Genomic DNA, 21200 nt, shown 5'->3' on the forward strand with positions numbered 1-21200 from the left:
GTCGCCGGAGGCTACGGTCACGCCGCCGGGTGTCGCGCGCCACACGTCGACTGGACGAATCCCCGGGGAATGACGCAACATTGGCACTCGAAGACGTCGAGTGCCAATCGGCCGAGTCTGATCCGGAGGAGAACGTGCCCACGTACCAGTACGCCTGCACCGCGTGCGGTCACCAGCTCGAGGCGGTGCAGTCCTTCTCTGACGCGCCGCTCACCGAGTGCCCGGAGTGTGCGGGGCGGCTGCGCAAGGTCTTCAACTCGGTCGGCATCGTGTTCAAGGGCTCGGGCTTCTACCGCACCGACTCGCGCTCGAACGGCTCCGACACGTCGTCGAACGGCAGCAAGCCGGCGAAGGCGGACTCGTCGTCGGGGTCCGGCGGGTCGTCGTCTTCGGCGTCGTCGTCCTCGTCGTCGTCGTCTTCGGCGTCGTCGTCGAACGGGTCCGGGTCCTCGTCCAAGGCCCCGGCCGCGAGCAGCACCAGCACCTCGTCCTGATCCCGGTTGCGGGCTTCGTCCGGGCCCTGCTCAGGCGGGCTCGCTTCTGGCCGGCTCGCTTGGGGCCGGCTCGTTGTGGGCCGGCTCGCTAGGTTCAGGCTCGCTTGGGGCGGGCTCGCTGTGGGCGGGCTCGCTCGCTGTGGGGGCTGGCCGCTTAGCAGATTCCGTCCCCACACGGGGGTTATCCACAGGCCCGTCCGTTGTCCACAGGCCGGGCTCACGGGGCCCCGATGCCGGCCCGGGCGGTCCTAGCCTGCGTCCGAGGGGCCGCCGACCGGGTGGCCCGACCGGGGGCGGGAGTCGGCATGGCGGGGGCGGAGACAGCCGCGCTTCGTCCGGTACGCCGCCCACGCCTGCCTCGCAACAGCACCCTGCTCCGCGCCGCGCTGGTCGCCGTACTGCTCGGCCTCGCGGCGGCCGTCCTGCACACCCCGGCCGGCTGCCCACCGCCGCCCGGAGGCGCTCCTGCCGTGACCTCGCCGAGCGGAGCCCCCAGGGAGAGGTCCGGCGTCGCCGGCGAGACGGTCGACGCCACCGCGTCGCCGGGCCGGGACGCCGACCCGACCGGTTCGAACGCAGCCACGGCGACCGGCCGCGACGCCGAGATACCGGCCGGCCGAGGCACGGGGACGGGACAGCCCCCGGGCCGAGGTCCGCTGCCGCTCCCCGCCGGCAGCGTGGGCGTACCGGTCCGGCTGGCCGAGCCGGCGGCGCTCTCAGTGGTACGCCCCGGCACCCGGGTCGACCTCCTCGCCGCGCCGCCCGCCGGTCCTCCCGGCGAGGCGAACCTGCTGGCGAGCCGGGCGCTCGTGCTGGACGTCGTGGGCGCCGGCGCTACCGACGGCTCGGCCGCTCTCTACCTCGCCCTCCAGCCCGAGCAGGCACAGCGGGCGGTGGGCCAGCCGGAAGGCAGTCGGTTCGCCATCGTCGTACGCGAGTAACCGGCGACCCGCCCGGCGAAGACGCGGAGCAGCGCAAGGACAAGGCGAGCCGGCGCGGGACAGCGCGGAAACGCGGGACAGCGCGGAAGCGCGGAAGCGGGACAGCGCGGAGAGGGCGAGCGGCGCCGAAGCCCGACGTGAGCGGTCATGGGCGCGGAAGCGCGGAAGCGGGGCAGCGCGGAGAGGGCGAGCGGCGCCGAAGCCCGACGTGAGCGGTCGCGGGCGCGGAAGCGGGAAAGCGCGGAAGCGCGGAAGCGCGGAAGCGCGGAAGCGCGGAAGCGGGAAAGCGCGGAAGCGCGGAAGCGCGGAAGCGCGGAAGCGCGGAAGCGCGGAAGCGCGGAAGCGCGGAAGCGCGGAAGCGCGGAAGCGCGGAAGCGCGGAAGCGCGGAAGCGCGGAAGCGCGGAAGCGCGGAAGCGGGAAAGCGCGGAAGCGCGGAAGCGGGAAAGCGCGGAAGCGCGGAAGCGCGGAAGCGGGAAAGCGGGAAAGCGCGAAGAGGGCGAGCGGCGCCGAAGCCCGACGTGAGCGGTCGCGGGTGCGGAGGCGCGAGTCGGGGGGAGCCGCGCAATCAGCCCGGGCACCTCGAGAGGCCGGGCGGCACCGCGCCGTCGAGGCGCGCGGGCCGGGTGAAGATCAGTCCCAGTGCGGGGGGCGCTCGGCGAGCAGCCAGTCGTCGTTGGCGCTGGACGTCTCGCCCCAGCCGCGGTCGGTGTCGTCGCTCGTCTGCTCGGGCAGCACCACGAAGTCGTCGGTCAGGTCGACGGTGCGGTCATCGTCGCCGCGGACATCGGGATCGTTGGTGCTCACGAGCCGCAAGGGTAGCGCAGCCCGCAGACAACGCGACTGATCAACTCCACATCAAGGAAGTCGCGGTGTCGCGGCGCACAGGACACCGCGACTTCCTGGAAGTCGAGTCGATCAACCCCACCACCAGCATGATCGACACCATTTCGCCGATGTGGCGGGGTCCGGGAGGCGGGGATACCGCCATTTCGGCGAAACGGAGTCGATCAAGGGCCGGGTGGCGTCGCCGACCGGCCGAGTCCCGGCCGAGGGGCTGCCGATCCGGGGATGCTCGGCCGCGTCCCCCGGTTCCCGGGTCACGCCGTTGGTAGCGTCGGACGGCGTGACGACCCCCAGCGGCGGCAGCTCTCCCGACGACTACTGGCGGCGACCTCCGGCAGGCGGCGAAGGGCTGCCGGACCGGTCTACACCACCGCCGGCCGACCCGCACGCACCGAGCACACCAGGTTCGGGCACACCAGCCTCGGGCACACCAGGTTCGAGCACACCTGCTTCGGACACACCTGCCGCCGGAGACCAGCCCGCGGGACCGACCGGCCCAGACGTCGGCCCGGGCCGCACACCGGAACCGGGCACGCCATCCGACGCGAGCTCTCCTCAGGAGCAGGGCCAGCCGGGCGCAGAGCCAGCCCCGACAGCCGCGGGCCAGCCGACTATCCCACCGCACCCGGACCAGCTACCGGTAGCGGGCACCCCACCTGCTCCCGACCCGTCCGGGGCACCGCCGGCCCCGATCATCCCGGCCGGTCCGGGCCAGCTAACGGGACCAAGCACGCCACCTGACCCCACCACCCCACCCGCTCCCGGCCACCCGGCGGGACCCGGCTACCCGCCCCACCTGACCACGCCACCCGACCCGGGCCAGTCGCCATACGCCAGGACGCCACCCGGCCCGGCGACCCCGCCCGGCGCGGCCGGTGGGTACGCGGGCCCGCCACCGAGCACGCCGCCGCCCGCGGGGTGGCGTCCTCCCGTACACCTGGAACCGCCCCCGCCGCGACTCCTGCCCCTGCAGGACATGGCCGGGTTGGACGTGGCCGAGCAGCAGGCCCGCCGCGTGACCGTGTCGATCGGCGCGGTGGCCGGCGTGGTGCTGCTGGCCCTGATCTGCCTGCTCTGCTCGCGCGTCATCCTCTGACCCCCAGCGAGGAGACACGACGACCAAGCCGACGCGAGCAGACCCGACCCAGCAGAGCCGACGTCAGCAGAGCCGACCCCAGCAGACCCGACGCGAGCAGACCCGCCGCGCACAGACGACCGCGCAGCGCCGCCACGCGCGGCGGGCGGGTCAGAGCGTCGTGCCCCAGACGGTCTCGGCGCCGGAGTGGCCGGTGAGGTAGACGTAGATCAGCGCGGCGACCGCCAGGCCGACGACCGCCACGGACAGCACCGGGGTGACGAGCGCTGGCAGCTTCGGCACCCGCCGGTGGCCGCTGGTCGCCACCAGCAGGAGGAGCGCCACGATGCCGAGCGGGACGACGATCCGGAACAGGATGTCGCCGTAACGGGAGTGGTCGAAGATCTTGTCGAGGATCTGCCCCTGGAAGCCCCGGGCCACCAGCGCGTCGGTGAACGCCTCCCCCGACTCGACCGCGAAGAACGCGGACACCGGCGCGACCACGGCGAAGATCCCCAGGGCCCAGTCGAGGCGGGACCGGAAGCGGGGCAGCACGACGTACGCCACGGCGAGCAGCGCGAGCAGCGGTACGAACACCACGACCGCGTGGACCACCAGGACGTGGACCGGTAGGCCCAGGATCTGCTCGAACATCGGCTCCTCCGGAGGGATCACGGTCGCGGGTTGCAGCTTACGTGCGCGTCCGTCGCGCTCAGGTCTTCGACCGGCTACACGCAGCCGGCCCCGGACCGGTTCACCGACCAGCGCCGGATCCCGCCCCGACCGCGCCGGAATCCGGCCCCCGGACCCCGCCCCCAACCACCGGACCCCGCCCTGACCGGGCCCGATACCTACCGGCCTGTGTCCGTGACCACCCGGGCCGCCGACCGCTTGTCGACCGGGATGGAGCGTGCTGTCATTGGCCGATGTCCAGTGCCGAGGAGCTGCTCCGGTCGAGGGGCCTGCGGGTCACCCGGCCGCGCCTCGCCGTGCTGGACGTCCTGGCCGCTGGCGGCCACCTCGAGGTCGAGGAGATCACCCGGCAGGTACGGGAACGGCTCGACTCGGTCTCCACCCAGGCGGTGTACGACGTCCTGGGCGCCCTCTCCCGCGCCGGCCTGTCGCGCCGGATCGAGCCGGCGGGCAGCCCCGCACGGTACGAGGCCCGGGTCGGGGACAACCACCATCACGTGGTCTGCCGGGGCTGCGGCATGATCGCCGACGTCGACTGCGCGGTCGGCGAGGCGCCCTGCCTCGAACCGCACTCGGCGCACGGCTTCGAGGTCGACGAGGCCGAGGTGACCTTCTGGGGCCTCTGCCCGAGCTGCCAGGCCCGCCGCACCGCCGACGACTGACCAGCGCCGCCAACGACCGAGCCGCACCGCCGTCAACCGAGCCACGCCACCGACGACCGAGCCGCACCGCCGACGACCGACCCGCACCGCCGACGACTGACCGGCGTGGCACGCTTGGTCGGTGGACTCGGATGACCTCGGCCTCTTCGGTCCCGGCTCCGTCACGTGGAAGGTGCACGCGGAGCCGATCCTGATCGTCGCCGGCCTCCGTTCGCTCTACCTCCAGGCGCTGCACCCGCGGGCGATGGCCGGGGTGGCGCAGAACAGCAACTACCGCACCGACGCCTGGGGCCGTCTGGTCCGCACCGCCACCTACGTCGCCACCACGGTGTACGGCACGACGGCGGAGGCCGAGGAGGCGGGGCGGCGGCTGCGCCGCCTGCACGCGCGGCTCCGCGCGACCGACCCGGTCACCGGTGAGCAGTTCCGCATCGACGACCCGGACCTGCTGCGCTGGGTGCACGTGGCCGAGGTGGAGTCGTTCCTCGACACCGCCCGCCGGGCCGGGCTGCCGTTGACGCCCGCCGAGGTGGACGGCTACTACTCGGAGCAGCGCCGGGCCGCCGCGCTGGTGGGGCTGGACCCGGCCGACGTGCCGGGGACCGCCGCCGAGGTGGCCGACTACTACCGCGCCGTCCAGCCGGAGTTGCGGATGACCCGGGAGGCCGCCGAGACGGCCGTCTTTCTCACCGCGCCGCCGCTGCCGTGGAACCTGAGCCTGCCCGTCCGGCTCGGGGTCACGCTGGGGCCGCCCCGCTGGGCGTACCTCGGCATCGCGGGCACGGCGCTCGCGCTGCTGCCGGCCTGGGCCCGCCGAATGTACGGCGGCCTGGGGCTGCCCACCACGGCCCTGTCCGCGGACCTGACCGTGCGGGGGCTGCGGCTCGCCCTCGCGGCGTTGCCGCAGCGCTGGCTGGAGGGCCCGTTGCAGCAGGCGGCCATGGAACGGGCCGCCCGCGTCACCGGCGCACCGCCCGCGAGCTGAACCGCCGCGAGCCGACCGGCGTGCGACCGCACGTCGAGGCCAGACCGCACGTCGAGGCCCGACCGCACGCCGGGGCCGGACCGCACGCCGGGGCAAGACGGCACGCCGGGCCCGGACGGCGGAGGGGTCAGCCGCCGGGGGTCGCGTCGGCCGCGCGGTCGACCGCGGCCCACGGGTCCTTGCCCGGCGTCTGCGCCCCGGCGGGACAGGTGCGCCGGTAGTCGCACCAGCCGCACTTCGGGCCGGGCGTGGTGGGGAACGCCTCGTCGGGATCGGAGCCGTCCGCGACCGCCCGTTCGGCGGCCATGATGTCGCGCGCGGTCTCCTCCGCCCGGGTGACCTGCCGGGCCAGCGACTCGACGGTGTGGTCGTGCCCCGCCACCGTGCCGGTCGGCAGGTGGTGCAGCTCGACCCGGCGACAGGGGCGGCGGAAGGTCCGCTCGGCCGCGTACGCGTAGAGCGCCAGCGCCTGCGAGCCGCGCGCGTCGTCGGCGTCCAGCCCGGTGCGGCCGGTCTTGTAGTCGACGATGACCAGCTCCGGGCCGTCGGGGCCGGGGCGCGAGTCGATCCGGTCGGCGCGGCCGTTGAAGGCGAGCACCGCGGTCTTGACGGCCACCACGCGCTCGACGCCGAGCGGATCCGCGTCCGGCTCCAGCGTCGCCACGTAGGACTCCAGCCAGCCCAGCGCCCGCCGGTAGGCCGACCGCTCCTGCTCGTCGTCGCGGTAGCCCTCGCGCACCCAGGTGCCGCGGAGCAGCCCGGCCAGTGCCTCGGGCCGGCGCCGGTCGGCCGGCAGCGCATACCAGTTGCGCAGGGCGGTGTGCACGCTCGCGCCGAGCGAGTTGTGCGCCCACGGCGGGCCCTTCGGCGGCGACGGACCATCGACGTACGAGTAGCGGTAACGGCGGGGGCAGTCGGCGTAGGTGCCGAGCTTGCTCGGGGTGCAGACGAAGAGCCGCTCCGGCATGCCCTCGAAGCCGAGCTGCTCGGCCTGCGCCTCGCGCGGGCGGGGGGCGCGGCCGCCCGGAGACGGTCGACCGGTCGGGGAGGGTCGTCGCACGCCTGCGATCCTGCCATCCACGTACGACAGCGACGACGGCGGTTCAGAACACCTCGATGTAGTGCCGGATGAACGCGGCCACCGCGTCCGCGATGAGCTGCACGGCGATGGCGGCCAGCAGCAGGCCGGCGATGCGGGTCAGCACCTCGATCCCGCCGGGCCGCAGGATCTTGACGATGATCCCGGAGAAGCGGAGCACGATCCAGACCGCGGCCATCACCGCGACGATCGCGAGGGCGATGGCGACGAAGTCGGTGGCGCCCTCGGCCCGCTGGACGAAGAGCATGGTCGCCACGATCGCGCCGGGGCCGGCCAGCAGCGGCGTACCGAGCGGGACGAGGGCGATGTTGGAGGTGGACTGCCCGCTCGGCTCGTCGCCCTTGCCGGTCAGCAGTTCGAGCGCGACCAGCACCAGCAGCAGGCCGCCGGCGGCCTGGAGGGCCGGTAGGTCGACGTGCAGGTAGGCGAGGATGGTCTGCCCCGCCACCGCGAAGACGACGATCACGCCGAGCGCCAGCGCGACCGCCTGCCAGGCCGCCCGGTTGCGGTCCCGGGCGGGCAGCGGACCGGTCAGCGCGAGGAAGATCGGCATCATGCCCGGCGGGTCGGTGATGACCAGCAGGGTCACGAAGACCTCACCGAAGAGCTTCAGATCCACCCGATCAAGGTAGCGGCGCCTCTGGAGGCCGAAACGCGGATCAGCCGGAAGCGACGCCGGTCACGCCGCTGGCGGCCGCGACGATGCGTTCGTACGCCTCGGGCGCCGTGGTGAACGCGCCGAGCCGGACGGTCTTGTGCGTGCCGTGGAAGTCGGACGAGCCGGTGACCAGCAGCCCCAGCTCGGCGGCGAGGGCGCGTACGTGCTCCCGCTCCTGCGGCGAGTGGTCCTCGTGGTCGGCCTCCAGGCCGGCGAGCCCCGCGGCGGCCAGTTCGACGATCAGCTCGTCGGGCACCACGCGCCCCCGACGGGTGGCCCGTGGGTGCGCGAAGACCGGCACCCCGCCGGCCGCGCGGACCAGCCGGACCGCGTGGAACACGTCGATGTCCTCCTTCGGCAGCCGGTACCGCTCGCCCAGCCAGTCCGGCCCGAACGCCTCGCTCGTGCTGCCGACCAGGCCGGCCCGGATCAGGGCCTGCGCGATGTGCGGCCGGCCTACCGTGCCACCGGCCGCGGCGGCGAGGATTGCCGGCCAGCTGACGTCGATCCCGTCGGCACGCAGCAGGTCCACGATCCGCTCGCCGCGTTCCAGCCGGGCCGTCCGCACCCGGGCCAGCTCCGCGACCAGCTCGGGGTGCGCCGGGTCGAAGAGGTACGCGAGCAGGTGCAGCGGCACCGCCGGCTCCGCGCCGAACCACCGGCAGGAGATCTCCGCGCCGCGGACCAGGCGGAGCCCGGGTGGCAGGGCGGCCAGCGCGGGCGCCCAGCCCGCCGTGGTGTCGTGGTCGGTGATCGCCACCACGTCCAGGCCGGCGTCGGCGGCGGCGCGTACCAGCTCGGCCGGGGTGAGCGTCCCGTCGCTGGCCGTGGAGTGGGTGTGCAGGTCGATCCGGTGGCCGGGCCGGGCAGGCGAGGTCATTCGTCCGACGCTACCCGCCGGCCCGCGCGCCGACGCGACGCCACCGGCCGCCGATCAGGAGCCGGTGACGACCACCGGCGGGTTCTCCTGCCCGACGCCCGGCACCTGGGCCGGCACGGCCGGCTCGCCGGCCATGACCTGCTTCACGCTCAGCCGTACCAGCTCGCCCGACGCGTCGACGTACGTCGCGTCCTCGGCGGAGGACCAGTCCACCGCGCCGGTCAGCGCGGGGCCGGCCCGGTGCACGGTCAGTGCCTTGCCGTGCCCGTCCGCCTTGTCGGCGCCCAGCCCGTTCAGGTCGACCAGCAGGGCGCCGGCCGAGCCCCCGGTACGCCCGTTCAGCAACAACCAGCGCCCGTCCGGGGAGACCGCGCCGAGCCCGTCCTCGGCGAGCGTCGGGCCGCACCCGGTGTGCACCGGCGCCAGCTCGCGGCCCGGGTCGAGCAGGGCCAGGCAGGGCTCGCGCCCGCTCTTGTCGGGGACCTGCCCGACCAGCCGGCCGTCGGGCAGGGCGCCGTAGATCGTCAGTGTGGTCCGGTCGGTGCCGGCGGCGAGGGGTGCCACGGCCGGTCGCCACAGGGCGTGCCCGGGCCGGTCCTCGTCGAGCCGGACGAGGACGGCGTTGCCGACGAAACCGACGGGTGCCGCGGTCTCCGCCGCGGGGGTGCGTACCGCCGAGATGAGCTGGGTGCCGACGATGCCGGCGGCGTGCAACCCGTCGCTGTCGCGCCAGGCCACCTGCCGGCCGTCCGTGGCCACCGTGATGGCGTCCGCCCCGGCCAGCAGCACCTGGATGGCGCCCCGGCGGGGTACCGCCCACAGCGACCGGCCCGCGGTCGTGGGCCCGCTGGTCACCAGCCAACCGACGCCGTCGGGCAGCCGCTGGGCGCGCTCCGCCGGGCCGATACCGGTCAGCGGCACCCGCTCACCCGTGCCGGAGACGATCGCGTTGTCGACGACGAGGTCGACCCCGTCGACCGACGGCTCCTTGGGAAGCATCCCGCCGCCCGACGGCAGCGGCTCGGGCCGGGCCAGGTTCGACGGGTCGCCGAGCACCACCGTGGGCCGGGTGGGTGTGCGCGGACCCGCGCCGAGCTGCGCCACCCCCGTGCTGACCACGACGGTCGCCACGGCCGCCAGGGCCAGACCGGTCGCGGTCCGCTTGCGCTGGATCCGCCGGGCACGGCGGATCGCCGCCCCGGCGGGGTCGGCGGAGAGCGGTCGGGGCTCGGCGACCTGCTGGGCGAACGTCTGCCTGACCGCCCGTGCCAGCTCGTCGTGGGTCACGTGGAATGGACGCGTCGGGGCGTCGGTCCGGTTGTCGCCGCGGTGCGGGCTCATGCCTGCTCCCCCGGCACGCTGGCGGCCGGCAGGCCGAAGAGGGCGGCGGCGGGGATCGCGGCGTCGCCGTCCCGCGGCGCGGGCGCGCGGGACGCGCCGGAGGCGGGCCGAGCCGCGACGCCCGGCATGGCGGTACGGTCCGGCATCTCGGTGGGGTCCGGCATGTCGGTCGAGTCGGGCAGCAGGTCGTCGACCGGGTCATGCGCCTGGGTGTACGCGGGCAGCACGGTCGGCTCGCCCCGGCGCGCCGCTGGCACCGGCCGGGCGGCCCGGGCCGGGCGGGCCGGCGCGGAGGCGGCCTCGCCGGGCAGGTCGAGCGCTGCCTCGGCGCCCATCCGGCGGCGGAGCGTGGCCAGGGCCCGGGACGTCTGGCTCTTCACCGTCCCGGTCGAGATGCCGAGCAGCGTGGCGGTCTGCGCCTCGGACATGTCCTCGTAGAAGCGCAGCACCAGGACGGCGCGCTGCCGGCTGGGCAGGGCACGCAGGTGCCGCCAGAGCAGGTCCCGGTCGAGCTGCTGCTCGATCTCGTCGGCGCCGGCACGTTCGGGGAGCACGTCGGTGGGGCGCTCACCGTGCCAGCGCCGACGCCACCAGCTGGTCGACGTGTTGACCAGGACCCGCCGGGCGTACGGCTCCACCGCCTCGATGCCGCCGAGCCGCCGCCAGGCGAGGTACGTCTTGGTCAGCGCGGTCTGGAGCAGGTCCTCGGCGGTGGCCCAGTCACCGGCGAGCAGGTACGCGGTGCGCAGCAGGGCTGCGGAGCGGGCCGCGACGAACTCGCGGAACTCCTCCTCCAGCTGGTCTCTGCTCGCCAACCCACACCTCCACGCCCCCGGCCGTCCAGGCTGGCATGGCCGGGACGGCCGAGTCGAGGGCCAAAGGTGTGCAGTTCATCCTATGTTCGGGCGAAGGTGTCAGGCCCCGTCGTCGGCCTTGGCCTCGTCGGCCTCCTTGCCCAGCCGGGCCTCGACCGCCTGCGGCTCGTACATCTCTTCGACCACACGCAGGTAGAGCTCGTTCGGGTTCGGCAGGTTCTTGATCTCTCGCAGCGCCTGCTCCTGGCCGGCGGACTCCAGCACGAAGGTGCCGTAGTTGAGCGCCCGGCCGGTCGGCGTCTGCTCGTACTTCATGTCGGTGACCCGGACCAGCGGCATCATGGCCACCCGGCGCGTGATGATCCCGTTGACCACCATCACCCGCTTGTTGGTCAGGATGAAGCGGTCGTACCACCAGTCGGCCACCCGCCAGGCCACCCAGGCCATCACCGCGAACCAGAGCAACACGGCCACGGTGGTCAGCGCGCCCACGTCCTGCCCGGCGAGGAACCCGGAGAGGTAGCCGAGGACGAAGGTGGCCGCGATCCCCACGATGATCGGGGTCGCGAGGTGGATCCAGTGCCGCTTCCACTCACCCCGGTAGCGCTCGGTGGGGAACAGGTAGCGGGCGACGAGTGAGCTGGGCTCGTCCTCCAGCGGCAGCACCCGGCGAGGCGTGTTGCCGGCCGCGTCGGCGCGCAGCCCGGCCAGCTCGTCCTCGGAGATCTCCGGGTAGCCGCCCTCCGGGTCACGGATCCAGGCCCGACCGGATCGGCCGCCGCCGGCGTAACCGGGCCCCTCGCCGTAGCCGACGTCGTCGGACAGCGAGGGACCGTCGGACAGACCGGCGCCGGAGCCGTAGTCGGGGCCCTCGTCCGGAGGGACGCGGGGGATGGGTTCCGTGTCGCGTTCCCGGCGCTCCCGGTCGGGGTCGTCGGGGTCGAAGGGCGGACCGGGAGGGCTACCCATCGGCGATCAGGCCACCAGGCTGGTGAAGAAGTCGCCGAACCCCTGGGCGATGTCCATGATGCCGCCACCGAGCGACTTGAACACGTCTGCGGCGGAGTTCGGCCGGTAGGCGACAAAGAAGATCAAGAATGCGATACCGGCCCAGGTGAGGACCTTCTTGACCATGGCGGGCCATCCTCTCGCGCGGCGCCGGGTCCCATTACCGCAGCGGCACCCAGAGTATCAGTGCGGTGTCGTACAGTGAATATCTGCGTCCGTTCTCCGTCAGTCCGGGCGGGCTTGTCAAGCCTTCCCGTGCAGGTACGGAGACGGTGCGCCGTACACGAGTTCGGGGGGAGTCCACTCGGTCAGGTCGTGTAACACGACATCCTCCGCGAGCAGATGCCCCGCACTCGCCGGCCAGGCTATCGCATGCAGCCACATTCCCCGAGCCTCGCCCGCGTACGCGCTTCGATCCGCCGGTGAATGCACCAACCACAGTGGAGTCGGGTGACCGCCCACCCGAATCCGGGCCTGCCCGACGTGTTCGGGGTGGCCCGGCCCCGGATCCGTCAACGCCGCCGCGAGCTGCGGCCCCGGGTCCGGCCCCGCCATGCCGGCGAACCGCGTACCCAGGCCGACACCCGGTTCCTCGGCGATGAAGACCAGGTCGGCCGGCCCGCCGCCCAGCGGGGCGGGGCCCGCGCACGCCACCGCCGTGGCCCGTACGCCCGTGCGGTCGTCCCCGGCGTACGCCACCCCGGTCATCGTCCAGCCTGGTGGCAGCGGCCACGGGCACCACAGCGGCGCGGCCGGCTGCCGTGGCGGGTCGGCGTCGGCCACGATCCGCTCGACCACACTGGCCACGATCTCGGCGCCGATGTGCTCGGGTACGTGCAGGGGCGGCACCGGCCCGCACCGCGCGCACCGGGTCTCGGCGTGCATGAGGTCCGGTGGCCGGACCGGCCCTCCGCATCGAGGACAGCTCACCGCGACGCTCATCTGTCCACCGTCACCCCGCCGCCCGGGCCCGTCAAGCGGAGCGGCCGTATCCGCCACCGCCGTGACCCGTCCGGCGTAAGCGCGGCGCGGCCGTCCGACGCGGCCCGGGCGGTGGTCGGCGCGTCAGCGGTCAGGCCGGGGGCGGGCCGGCGTGCGTACGGATCCAGGCGTGCATCGCGATGCCGCTGGCCACGCCGGCGTTGATCGACCGGGTGGAGCCGTACTGGGCGATCGAGAAGACCTGCGCGCAGGCGACGCGCGCCGGCTCGGAGAGGCCCGGCCCCTCCTGACCGAAGAGGAGCACGCAGCGGCGCGGCAGCTCGGCGGTCTCCAGCGGGCGCGAGCCGGGCAGGTTGTCGATGCCGACGACCGTCAGGCCCTCCGCGGCCGCCCAGCCCACGAACTCCTCGATGGTCTCGTGGTGCCGCACGTGCTGGTAGCGGTCGGTCACCATGGCGCCGCGCCGGTTCCACCGGCGCCGCCCCACGATGTGGACCTCGGCGGCGAGGAAGGCGTTCGCGTTGCGGACCACCGTGCCGATGTTGAAGTCGTGCTGCCAGTTCTCGATGGCCACGTGGAAGTCGTGCCGACGCTCGTCGAGGTCGGCGACGATCGCCTCCCGCCGCCAGTACCGGTAGCGGTCCACCACGTTGCGCCGGTCACCGTCGGCGAGCAGCTCGGGGTCGTACCGCGGGTCGTCGGGCAGGTCGCCCGGCCAGGGGCCGACGCCGACGTCGAGCTGGTCACCGGTCACGGAGACCAGAGAGTACGGCCCACCCAGCCCCACCCATGCCCGGGCCCCGCCCCCGACCTCGTCGATCATGCACTTATGGTGCCCGTTCGGTGCGGGTTAGCGGCTTTGATCCACCACCACAACTGCATGATCGACGGGGAGAGCAGGGGCGGGTCAGGCCAGGTTCAGGGCTTCGCCCAGCCGGTGCAGGAAGCGGCGGTCGGCCGGGGCCACCCCGTCGACCGGGGCGCGGCCGGGCGGCGTCGCACGGCAGGCGCGGGCCGCCACCGACTGCACCCACTGGCGGTACGCGGCCGAGTCGGCCGGGTCGGCCCGGCGGTCGAGCAGCCGAACCGCGGCCCGACAGGCGGCCAGCAGGTCGACGAGGTCGCCGCTCCGGTCGCCGGGCAACGGCTGGTTGTCGTGGCGGGCGTAGATCGCGGCGACCACGGCACGGACCAGGTCGCTGTCGAAGGAGCGGCCGGCGGCCATCGCCTCGAGACCGGCGAGCCCCTCCGCCACGCCACGGGCGGGTCGGCCGGGGCCCGGCGCGATGGCGGCCACGACGACCCGGCCGGGCAGGCTGGTGAGCAGATCCCACTCGGCGGCGGAGTAGACGGCGGTGGTCAGCGGTGCGGCGCGGCGGCCGGCAGAGGGCGGCTCTCCGGCGACGGAGTGGCTCATGGGGACCTCCGGCGTCAGCATATGCCCCGGATCGCGAAAAGGGCCCCTTCCTCACCAGAACATGCTGGAGGAAGGCACCCGCCCGCCCAGCCGCCGGTCAGCCCTGCCACCGCCCGCCCCGCCGCCGGTCAGCGCGGCTCGGGGAAGCTCGGTCGCTCCGGGTCCACGCCCGCGGGCACGCTGCTGGCCGCGTACTCCCGCTTCGGGACCATGACCCGGCGGCGGAAGACGCAGACCAGGGTGCCGTCCTGGTTGTAACCGCGGGTCTCGACCGAGACGACGCCCCGGTCGGGCTTGGAGGCGGACTCCCGCTTGTCCAGCACCGTGGTCTCGCCGTAGATCGTGTCGCCGTGGAAGGTCGGCGCCACGTGCCGGAGCGACTCGACCTCCAGGTTGGCGATCGCCTTGCCGCTCACGTCGGGAACGGACATGCCCAGCAGGAGGGAGTAGATGTAGTTGCCGACCACGACGTTGCGCTTGAACTGGCTCGCCGACTCCGCGTAGTGGGCGTCCAGGTGCAGCGGATGGTGGTTCATGGTGAGCAGGCAGAACAGGTGGTCGTCGTACTCGGTGACGGTCTTGCCGGGCCAGTGCCGGTAGACCGCGCCGACCTCGAACTCCTCGTAGTAACGGCCGAACTGCATCCTGGTCCCCTTCGACGGGCGGCGATGGAGTTCGGCACAGCATGCCTTATGAGGTGTTAAGGCGACGCGAGGGGCGGGGGCCGTGCGGAAATGTCACACCGGCCACATCCGGGGGGAGACGCAATGAGCGGCGGGGCCCTCCCCGGCACCCGCCGCCCACGCTCTGATGCGGAAGATTCTGCCGTACGCCCGTCCGGCTGCCCAGAGACCTGGATCACATTTATTTTTTCGTAACATTACGCAGGGTAATCGATGACGAGTTGATCGGCGATCTCTGCAGGCCGGATACCGGCCCGTCAAGCCCCAAGTTGCCGATTCGTTGCCGTCAATTCTGTTGATCTTAATGGAAACGCTCCCATCACGGCCGGTCACGCAACTGCCACCTGCATTTGCGTACGGCATGCCAGAACGCACAGACGCGGATCGATGACCGTGGGTGCCCGGAGGCGCGCCGACCGCCGTGGCGCGTTTCACCGCCCCCGCAACGGGAATGCGAGGTGGTCAGTCCTGGTTCTAGCGGTCGTAGGTACATCCGCGGTGATCGGAGAGTGCAAATGGCAACCGTCGAGCTGACCACGGCGAACTTCGACGAGGTGACCGGCAAGGACGGGATCGTGCTGGTCGACTTCTGGGCCGACTGGTGTGGCCCGTGCAAGCGGTTCGCCCCGATCTACGAGCGCTCCTCGGGCAAGCACCCGGACATCGTCTTCGGCAAGGTCGACACGGAGGCGCAGCAGGAGCTGGGCGCCAAGTTCGACATCCGTTCCATCCCGACCATCATGGCCATCCGGGACGGCGTGATCGTCTTCGCGCAGCCCGGCGCCCTTCCCGAGTCGGCGCTGGAGAACCTGATCGAGCAGGTCGAGGCGCTCGACATGGACGACGTCCGCAAGCAGCTGGCCGAGCACAAGCACTGAGCCGGCGAGCACACAGAGCGCCACACACGGCAGACGGCCGGGCCCCTCGGGGCCCGGCCGTCGGCGTACCGGCCGGGTGACGGTGGCCGTCGGAGGGACCCGTCGCGAGCGGCGTTTCCCGTATGGTCACGAACCGATGGAGACCTTGACCAGTCGCGGCCGGGCGGCGCGGCTCGCCGCCACCGTGCTCGGGCTCGCCGTCCTGCTCTCCGGCACCCTCTGGGGCACGGACGACGACTTCCCGTTCGGCCCGTTCCGGATGTACGCCACCTCCAACCCGCCGGACGCCCCCGCCCCGGACACCCGCGTCGAGGGGGTGGACCGCACCGGCGCCGTCGTGAGCCTCGGTCAGGAGGCCACGGGCATCCGGCGGGCCGAGATCGAGGGCCAGCAGAGCCGGTACGCCGCCGAGCCCGAGCGGCTCGCCGAGGTGGCCGACGCGTACGCCGAACGGCACCCCGACGCCCCAGGCCTGGTCGAGGTACGCATCGTCATCCGCTGGTTCGGCATCACCGACGGGCGGCCCACCGGCCGGTACACCGACGAGACGGTGGTCCGCTGGCAGGTGCCCCGATGATCCGCTGGTTGACCGCGCCGGTGCCGCGCGGACGGGTGGCCGCCTTCCGCACCCTGATCTACCTCTTCGTGGCGGCCGACCTCGTGGTGTTCACCCCGTGGGTACGCACCCGCGCGAGCGTGCCCGGTGAGCTGTACCAGCCGCTGCTGATCGGCCGGGTGCTGCCGCTGCCGACGCCCACGCCGGCGCTGGTGGCGGTGATCTTCTGGGCGCTGCTGCTGCTCGCTCTGCTCGCCGCGACCGGGCGGGCGCCCCGGCTGCTCGGTTGGGCGGTCTGCGCGCTCTACCTCGAGTGGATGATCGTCGCGATGAGCTACGGGAAGGTGGACCACGACCGGTTCGGCCTGCTCGTGGCACTGGCGGTACTCCCTACGGCCGGCCGGGCCCGGCACGGCGACCCGACCCGTACGGAGGCCGGCGGCTGGGCGCTGCGGGTCACCCAGATCGCCGTGGTGTGCACGTACTTCCTGGCCGCGTGGGCGAAGCTGCGCTTCGGCGGCCTGGACTGGCTGACCGGCTCGGTGCTGGCCCGGGCGATCATCCGGCGCGGGACCGAGCTGGCGGATCTCATCGCGCAGGTTCCCTACCTGCTGATCGTCGCGCAGTTCGGCATCGTCGCGTTCGAGCTGGCCAGCCCGCTGGTGTTCCTGGTGCCCGAGCGCTGGCGCACGGCCGTGGTGGCCTTCTTCTACTCGTTCCACGTGGTCACGTTCGCGACCATCACCATCTCGTTCGCCCCGCACCTCGCGGCGATGACCAGCTTCCTGCCGCTGGAGCGGGTACGCCCGATCCACTGGCTGCGGCGGCTGCGGCGCGGGGGGTCACCGGCCGCCCTCGGCCAGCTCGGCGAGCATCCCCTCGCAGCTACGGACGACGACCTGCGCCCCGCGCCGCTGGGCGAGCCGGAGCAGGGGGTCCTCGGCACGGTCCCGCCAGCGCCACTGCGCGTCGGCGGCGACCTCCCAGAGCCGCTGCACGCCGGCGTCGTGCTCGACACCGAGCCGGGCGGCCAGGCCGACGCCGTCGCCGCCGACCAGCCGCCGCGCCTCCGCGGCGAGTTCGGCGTCGAACCCGAGCCGGGTGTCCCGTAGCGCGGCCAGCAGGCGAAGCTCCTGGAAGGCGTGCGCGCCGGCGAGGATCTGCTCGACCGTGCCGAGCAGTTCGGCGGTGCCCGGGCCGGGCTCGGCCCGTAGCAGCGACTCCACGGCGGCCAGCGCCGAGCGGGACTTGAGCGCCTCCCGCCGGTCGACGAAGAACCGGTTCACCGACTCCCGCAGATCGGCCAGCCCGCTGCGGCGGATCAGCTCGGCGGAGAGGCTCGCGCGGCTGTCGCAGCCGGTCCGCACCAGCGTGGTGGCCAGCCGCACCCCGAACAGGCCGAGCCGGTCCAGCAATCCGGCCCGTACCTCGTTGTCCAGCGGCACCGGCAGCTCGCCGCGGAGGAAGCGGTCGGCCGAGAGGAGGTGCGCCTCCAGCTCCGGGCGCGGTACGGCGGCCAACTGGGCGAGTGCCGTGAACTCGGACTCCCCGAGGACCCGGCCGGCCAGACCGATGAGCCCGCTGCACGCGGCCACGGTGACGCACAGCGCGTTCACCCGCGGGTCGCGGTGCTGCCGCCGAGCGAGCTGGCGGGCGGTGAGCAGCGCGTCGATCTTCCCGCCGCCGGTCTCGTCCGCCCGCGCGAGCACCATGATCACGTTGATCGGGGCGGCCTGCCCCACCACGCTCTCCCGGCCGGACTCCAGCACCCGCAGGTCGGTGCCGCGGCCGTCCCGGGTCAGGTACAGCACGGCGTCGGCGTCGCGTAGCACCCGGTCCATCACCGGCGACCGGCCGTGCTCCCCGGGCCCGCCGACCGCGGGCGTGTCGATCAGGGTCACCTGCCGCAGGGCCCGGGTGGGCCAGCTCACCACGATGTCGCGGAGTTCGCCGGCCCGCCAGCCCACGAGGTCCACCCGCATCCCGGTGGCCGACCTGACCATCGCCAGCTCCTGCGGCGGGTGGCTCGCCGAGTACGCCGTCGCCCGCGGCTGCGGGCCGTCCTCGTACCAGGTGAAGACGTCGCTGCCGTCGGCCCCCGCGACCGGTGCCACGTCCTCGCCCATCAGCGCGTTGAGCAGCGTCGACTTGCCGGCCCGCCACGGGCCGGCGATCGCCACGCGCAGCGGCTGTTCCAGACGGGCGAGCTGGTGCCGCAGGTGGCCGGTGGCGCGGGGGTTGTCCCGGTAGAGCTGGAGGGCCTGGTGCAGCAGCCCCCACACGGCCTCGTCCAGCCGCAGACCCACGGTCATACCCGCGGCTCCAGCGACACCGGGGCCGGCCGGGCGGCGGTCAACTGCTGGGCCTGCTCGTAGAGCGCCGCGAGCCGGGTCATCTTCACGCGGATCTCGCGCTGGCGCTGGTCGCGGGCGGCCGCGTCGGTGTCCGCAGCCTGCTTGGCGCTCCGCAGCGACTCGACGATGGCCTCCTGCAACTCCTCGGTGAGCCCCGCGAAGTGGTCCCGCAGCATCCGCTGCACCTGGCGTGCGGCGTCCCGGCAGTCCTTGACGACCCGTACGAAGAAGTCGTCGACGTGCCGCTGCACCGCGGTCTTGACCGTCGCCTGGCGGCGGCGCAGCAACTGGCGGCTCTCGTCGCGGATGCTCTTGCCGCCGAAGAGCGCGCCCGCGCCGATCGAGACCGGGTTGATCATCGGCATGCCGGCGAGCGTCATGGCGAGGCCGAACATGAGCAGGCCCCCGTACGAGCCCTTCATGCCCGTGATCACCTTCTGCGTGGCGGTGAACCGGTCGATGCTGGGCCGCTCGATCTCCGGCAACCGGTCCCCGACGTCCTCCGGGACGTTCATGGACCAGGGCGGCAGCACGTCGTAGCCGTACCGGGCGAAGTTGCCGGCCACCCGCCGGGCCACGTGGTCGCAGCGCTGGACGAGCCACTCGTGGTTGGCCTCGGCCGCCTCGACGAGGCTTCGCGTCAGCCACTCCTGGAAGGTGTCCCAGGCGACCAGCGGGTCGGCCTTCTCGAACGCGTCGTCGACCTCCCGGAGGATCTGGCGGGTCCGGTCACGCAGGTCGTACTCGATGTCGGACAGCAGGTCGGCCATCTCGTCGTTGAGCGTGTTCTGCCAGCGCACGGAGCACCGGCGCAGCTCCTCGACCTCACGCTGGGCCGCGTGCAGCCGGGAGATCGGCCCGGACTGCTCCTGCTCCTGCTGGCTCTCCAGCTCCGCGCGCAGCGGGGCGGCGAGCTGCTCCACCACCGTCCGTGCGGTGAGCCCCACGGCGGCCCGGGCCAGCACGTCGGCCTTGCCCGCCAGGTCCTGGTGGAGGCGGGCGATCAGTGCGGGGAAACCGGACTCGGCGTTGAGCGACCGGTCGTCGGCGGCGGCCGCCCGCAGCCGCAGCGCCGCCGACACGGGGATCAGCGTGGCCGGCACCCCCGCCTCGGCCAGGTGCCGCCGGTTGCGCTCGGCAACGGCCCGCCAGTCCGGCACCAGGTCGATCTTGGTCTGCACCACGAGCACGTTCGGGTGGGACCGGGTGACGTGCAGCAGCACGTTCAGCTCGGCCACCGACAGCTCCCGCGTCGAGTCGGAGACCAGCAGCACCGCGTCCGCCCGGTGCAGCGCGGCCACCGGCGCGGCCCGGCCGACGGCGGCCACCTCGTCGCTGCCCGGAGTGTCCACCAGCACCAGACCAGCGCCGAGCAGCGCGCGGGGCAGTCCGATGTCGACGTACGCCGGGCCGCCTCCCGGCCGTCGGCCGAGCGTTCCGGCCACACCGGCCGCGATCCGGTCCAGCGGCACCGGCGTCCGCTCCTCCGTACCGGGCAGTGCCGCGTCCGCGCCGCGACCCGGACCGGCCGGCGGCGCCTGCACCACCGCCGCCGCGGCGACGTCGGCGTGCCGCACGACGGTCGGCAGCACGGTGGTGCGGTCGTCGCCGACCGGGCAGACCGGCGCGTTGACGATCGCGTTGACCAACTGGCTCTTGCCCTGGTTGGGCTCGCCGACGACCAGCACACGCAGGCTCGGGTCGAGCAGTTGGGTGCGCTTCAGCCGGACCGCCTGGAGCAGGTCACCACGCCCGTGTTCGCGGCACGTGCGGGCGATCTCGTCGAGCACGTCCAGCCAGATCCCCGCCATCACCGCACCAAGTGTGCTGATATCGGCTCAATTATCAAGAGGGGTACGGAAAGCGGGAGGGCCGGACCGCCCCGAGGGGCGATCCGGCCTCCCGCTCCGACCGGGCGACGGTCAGAGCAGACCGTCGGTGATGCCCAGCAGACCGCCGTCGTGGGACACCGAAGCGTCCCCGTGGACCCCGGCGCTGCCGGTCACCCCGTCGGTGGCGTCACCGGTCACGCTGCCCACCGTGCCGGTGACGCCGGAGAGAACGCCATCCACCTGGTGCGTCACGCCGCCCACCGTCGACGGCACGTCGAGCGGCGGGACGACACCGCTGCCGCCACTGTGCAGGCCCAGGCCGCCCAGGGTGTCGTCGACGCCCAGGGAGTCGACGAGCCCGCCGACCTGGCCGGTGGTGCCGGAGAGCGTGCCGCCGAGCAGGCCGTCCGGCGTACCGAGCAGACCGTGGTCGGTCGCGTCGAGCACGCTGGTCGGGGCGCCCACGGCGCCGGTCACGTCACCGACCACCGGGTCGGCCGCATTGTCCACCACGCCCACCACGTCGGCGTCGAGGGTGTGCGCGACGTCGTGCACACCGGTCAGGTCGGTGCCGAGGCCACCCGGGCCCACGCCCAGGCCGATCCCGGGCAGCACCGTCGCGCCGGCGGCGACCGCGGTCGGGTCCACGGCGATGGCACCCAGCACGCCGGCCTTGACGTCCACACCGGAGTACGTGCTGCTGACGCTGATCTGCTGCGCCACGCTCTGGAGCTGGCCGACCACGTCGGTCGCGTCGGCCAGCAGCGGGTCGGCACCCAGCTCGCCGACCACCGGGGCCACCGGGGCGAGACCCTGGACCGGGACGTAGTCGACCACGAGCGGAACCACGTCCTGCACGTCGGCGGCGGTGATGTCGGTGAGCCCCGCGGCCTGCAGCGCGCCCTCCGGGTCGAGGTCGAACGCCGACCGGGCGTCGGGGTCGGTGAGCAGGTTGAGCACGAAGTCGTGCAGGGTCTGGTCCATGTGCCGGTTCTCCTCCGATGTGGGCGTCGACCGCCGCTCGTCGACAGCGACGCTATGGG

Annotated in this window: 22 protein-coding genes and 1 pseudogene; 7 read left to right on the plus strand and 16 right to left on the minus strand. The window is 73.8% G+C overall.

From position 1 onward, the window contains the following. Positions 1-134 precede the first annotated feature (134 nt). Positions 135-275, plus strand: a pseudogene (locus tag D7193_RS34535) (FmdB family zinc ribbon protein); the annotation flags it as partial. Between the two features lie 14 nt (positions 276-289). Here D7193_RS34535 and D7193_RS34095 read toward each other — a convergent pair. Next, a complete protein-coding gene (locus D7193_RS34095) occupies positions 290-484 on the minus strand; it encodes a hypothetical protein (RefSeq protein WP_241562932.1) in 195 nt (64 codons plus the stop codon). A gap of 315 nt (positions 485-799) precedes the next feature. Between D7193_RS34095 and D7193_RS08120 the strand changes: the two genes are divergently transcribed. Then, entirely contained in the window at positions 800-1435 is a 636-nt protein-coding gene (locus D7193_RS08120) for a flagellar biosynthesis protein FlgA (RefSeq protein ID WP_120778661.1), read from the plus strand. Positions 1436-2066: 631 nt separating this feature from the next. On the opposite strand, the gene D7193_RS33655 is transcribed toward D7193_RS08120, so the two are convergent. Next, on the minus strand, positions 2067-2240 hold the full coding sequence (locus tag D7193_RS33655; protein WP_174242563.1) for a hypothetical protein: 174 nt from the start codon (positions 2238-2240) through the stop codon (positions 2067-2069). A 1285-nt stretch (positions 2241-3525) separates the two neighbouring features. Continuing rightward, on the minus strand, positions 3526-4008 hold the full coding sequence (locus D7193_RS08130) for a DUF2231 domain-containing protein (RefSeq protein WP_120778663.1): 483 nt from the start codon (positions 4006-4008) through the stop codon (positions 3526-3528). A 272-nt stretch (positions 4009-4280) separates the two neighbouring features. Between D7193_RS08130 and D7193_RS08135 the strand changes: the two genes are divergently transcribed. Beyond that, entirely contained in the window at positions 4281-4709 is a 429-nt protein-coding gene (locus D7193_RS08135) for a Fur family transcriptional regulator (RefSeq protein ID WP_120778664.1), read from the plus strand. A gap of 121 nt (positions 4710-4830) precedes the next feature. Further along, on the plus strand, positions 4831-5694 hold the full coding sequence (locus tag D7193_RS08140; protein ID WP_120778665.1) for an oxygenase MpaB family protein: 864 nt from the start codon (positions 4831-4833) through the stop codon (positions 5692-5694). A 127-nt stretch (positions 5695-5821) separates the two neighbouring features. Here the strand turns inward: D7193_RS08140 and D7193_RS08145 are convergent, their stop codons facing one another. The 11 genes from D7193_RS08145 to D7193_RS08190 all read right to left on the minus strand — a co-directional run bounded on the left by D7193_RS08145 (position 5822) and on the right by D7193_RS08190 (position 14498). Further along, positions 5822-6661 carry a RecB family exonuclease gene (locus D7193_RS08145; RefSeq protein WP_120779347.1) on the minus strand — a complete coding sequence of 280 codons (840 nt, stop codon included), beginning with the start codon at positions 6659-6661 and terminating at the stop codon, positions 5822-5824. Positions 6662-6797: 136 nt separating this feature from the next. Further along, positions 6798-7412, minus strand: coding sequence for a MarC family protein (locus tag D7193_RS08150; protein ID WP_120778666.1), 615 nt, complete (start codon positions 7410-7412; stop codon positions 6798-6800). A gap of 40 nt (positions 7413-7452) precedes the next feature. Beyond that, positions 7453-8331: a PHP domain-containing protein gene (locus tag D7193_RS08155; protein ID WP_120778667.1), complete on the minus strand. Its 879-nt coding sequence runs from the start codon at positions 8329-8331 to the stop codon at positions 7453-7455. A 54-nt stretch (positions 8332-8385) separates the two neighbouring features. After that, positions 8386-9672, minus strand: a complete 1287-nt coding sequence (locus D7193_RS08160; RefSeq protein WP_120778668.1) for a hypothetical protein — start codon at positions 9670-9672, stop codon at positions 8386-8388. Further along, entirely contained in the window at positions 9669-10487 is an 819-nt protein-coding gene (locus D7193_RS08165) for a SigE family RNA polymerase sigma factor (protein WP_241562848.1), read from the minus strand. Before D7193_RS08165 ends, D7193_RS08160 begins: the two co-directional genes overlap by 4 nt. 99 nt (positions 10488-10586) lie before the next feature. Next, positions 10587-11456: a PH domain-containing protein gene (locus tag D7193_RS08170; RefSeq protein ID WP_120778669.1), complete on the minus strand. Its 870-nt coding sequence runs from the start codon at positions 11454-11456 to the stop codon at positions 10587-10589. Positions 11457-11462: 6 nt separating this feature from the next. After that, entirely contained in the window at positions 11463-11621 is a 159-nt protein-coding gene (locus tag D7193_RS33660; RefSeq protein ID WP_007455302.1) for a hypothetical protein, read from the minus strand. A 117-nt stretch (positions 11622-11738) separates the two neighbouring features. Continuing rightward, positions 11739-12437 (minus strand): DUF6758 family protein, encoded by a 699-nt coding sequence (locus D7193_RS08175; RefSeq protein WP_338324080.1) that lies wholly within the window; start codon positions 12435-12437, stop codon positions 11739-11741. A 130-nt stretch (positions 12438-12567) separates the two neighbouring features. After that, positions 12568-13191: a TrmH family RNA methyltransferase gene (locus tag D7193_RS08180; RefSeq protein ID WP_120779348.1), complete on the minus strand. Its 624-nt coding sequence runs from the start codon at positions 13189-13191 to the stop codon at positions 12568-12570. Positions 13192-13344: 153 nt separating this feature from the next. Next, positions 13345-13854 (minus strand): hypothetical protein, encoded by a 510-nt coding sequence (locus D7193_RS08185; protein ID WP_120779349.1) that lies wholly within the window; start codon positions 13852-13854, stop codon positions 13345-13347. Positions 13855-13982: 128 nt separating this feature from the next. Then, the gene (locus D7193_RS08190) at positions 13983-14498 is read right to left on the minus strand and encodes a MaoC family dehydratase (RefSeq protein WP_120778671.1); all 516 of its coding nucleotides are present in this window, start codon (positions 14496-14498) and stop codon (positions 13983-13985) included. Between the two features lie 554 nt (positions 14499-15052). On the opposite strand from D7193_RS08190, the gene trxA reads away from it, so the two are divergent. From trxA to D7193_RS08205, 3 genes are all read left to right on the plus strand, one after another. Beyond that, positions 15053-15415, plus strand: a complete 363-nt coding sequence (gene trxA, locus D7193_RS08195) for a thioredoxin (protein ID WP_120778672.1) — start codon at positions 15053-15055, stop codon at positions 15413-15415. A 136-nt stretch (positions 15416-15551) separates the two neighbouring features. After that, the gene (locus D7193_RS08200) at positions 15552-15992 is read left to right on the plus strand and encodes a hypothetical protein (protein WP_120778673.1); all 441 of its coding nucleotides are present in this window, start codon (positions 15552-15554) and stop codon (positions 15990-15992) included. Continuing rightward, positions 15989-17083, plus strand: a complete 1095-nt coding sequence (locus tag D7193_RS08205) for an HTTM domain-containing protein (RefSeq protein ID WP_241562849.1) — start codon at positions 15989-15991, stop codon at positions 17081-17083. The genes D7193_RS08200 and D7193_RS08205 overlap by 4 nt, the downstream gene beginning before the upstream one ends. A gap of 1196 nt (positions 17084-18279) precedes the next feature. On the opposite strand, the gene D7193_RS08215 is transcribed toward D7193_RS08205, so the two are convergent. Then, complete coding sequence (locus D7193_RS08215) at positions 18280-20136, minus strand: dynamin family protein (RefSeq protein WP_120778674.1); 1857 nt, start codon at positions 20134-20136, stop codon at positions 18280-18282. Between the two features lie 111 nt (positions 20137-20247). After that, positions 20248-21141 (minus strand): IniB N-terminal domain-containing protein, encoded by an 894-nt coding sequence (locus tag D7193_RS08220; protein ID WP_120778675.1) that lies wholly within the window; start codon positions 21139-21141, stop codon positions 20248-20250. Positions 21142-21200 lie beyond the last annotated feature (59 nt).

Origin of the sequence: Micromonospora costi, assembly GCF_003626655.1 — a bacterium.
Lineage (GTDB): Bacteria > Actinomycetota > Actinomycetes > Mycobacteriales > Micromonosporaceae > Micromonospora > Micromonospora costi.

Bases quoted from the DNA above. Each gene is read 5' to 3' on its own strand.
- D7193_RS08120 (WP_120778661.1), top strand. From the start codon at position 800: ATGGCGGGGGCGGAGACAGCCGCGCTTCGTCCGGTACGCCGCCCACGC.
- D7193_RS08130 (WP_120778663.1), bottom strand. From the start codon at position 4,008: ATGTTCGAGCAGATCCTGGGCCTACCGGTCCACGTCCTGGTGGTCCAC.
- D7193_RS08135 (WP_120778664.1), top strand. From the start codon at position 4,281: ATGTCCAGTGCCGAGGAGCTGCTCCGGTCGAGGGGCCTGCGGGTCACC.
- D7193_RS08145 (WP_120779347.1), bottom strand. From the start codon at position 6,661: ATGCCGGAGCGGCTCTTCGTCTGCACCCCGAGCAAGCTCGGCACCTAC.
- D7193_RS08155 (WP_120778667.1), bottom strand. From the start codon at position 8,331: ATGACCTCGCCTGCCCGGCCCGGCCACCGGATCGACCTGCACACCCAC.
- D7193_RS08160 (WP_120778668.1), bottom strand. From the start codon at position 9,672: ATGAGCCCGCACCGCGGCGACAACCGGACCGACGCCCCGACGCGTCCA.
- D7193_RS08170 (WP_120778669.1), bottom strand. From the start codon at position 11,456: ATGGGTAGCCCTCCCGGTCCGCCCTTCGACCCCGACGACCCCGACCGG.
- D7193_RS33660 (WP_007455302.1), bottom strand. From the start codon at position 11,621: ATGGTCAAGAAGGTCCTCACCTGGGCCGGTATCGCATTCTTGATCTTC.
- D7193_RS08175 (WP_338324080.1), bottom strand. From the start codon at position 12,437: ATGAGCGTCGCGGTGAGCTGTCCTCGATGCGGAGGGCCGGTCCGGCCA.
- D7193_RS08185 (WP_120779349.1), bottom strand. From the start codon at position 13,854: ATGAGCCACTCCGTCGCCGGAGAGCCGCCCTCTGCCGGCCGCCGCGCC.
- D7193_RS08190 (WP_120778671.1), bottom strand. From the start codon at position 14,498: ATGCAGTTCGGCCGTTACTACGAGGAGTTCGAGGTCGGCGCGGTCTAC.
- trxA (WP_120778672.1), top strand. From the start codon at position 15,053: ATGGCAACCGTCGAGCTGACCACGGCGAACTTCGACGAGGTGACCGGC.
- D7193_RS08200 (WP_120778673.1), top strand. From the start codon at position 15,552: ATGGAGACCTTGACCAGTCGCGGCCGGGCGGCGCGGCTCGCCGCCACC.
- D7193_RS08205 (WP_241562849.1), top strand. From the start codon at position 15,989: ATGATCCGCTGGTTGACCGCGCCGGTGCCGCGCGGACGGGTGGCCGCC.
- D7193_RS08215 (WP_120778674.1), bottom strand. From the start codon at position 20,136: ATGGCGGGGATCTGGCTGGACGTGCTCGACGAGATCGCCCGCACGTGC.
- D7193_RS08220 (WP_120778675.1), bottom strand. From the start codon at position 21,141: ATGGACCAGACCCTGCACGACTTCGTGCTCAACCTGCTCACCGACCCC.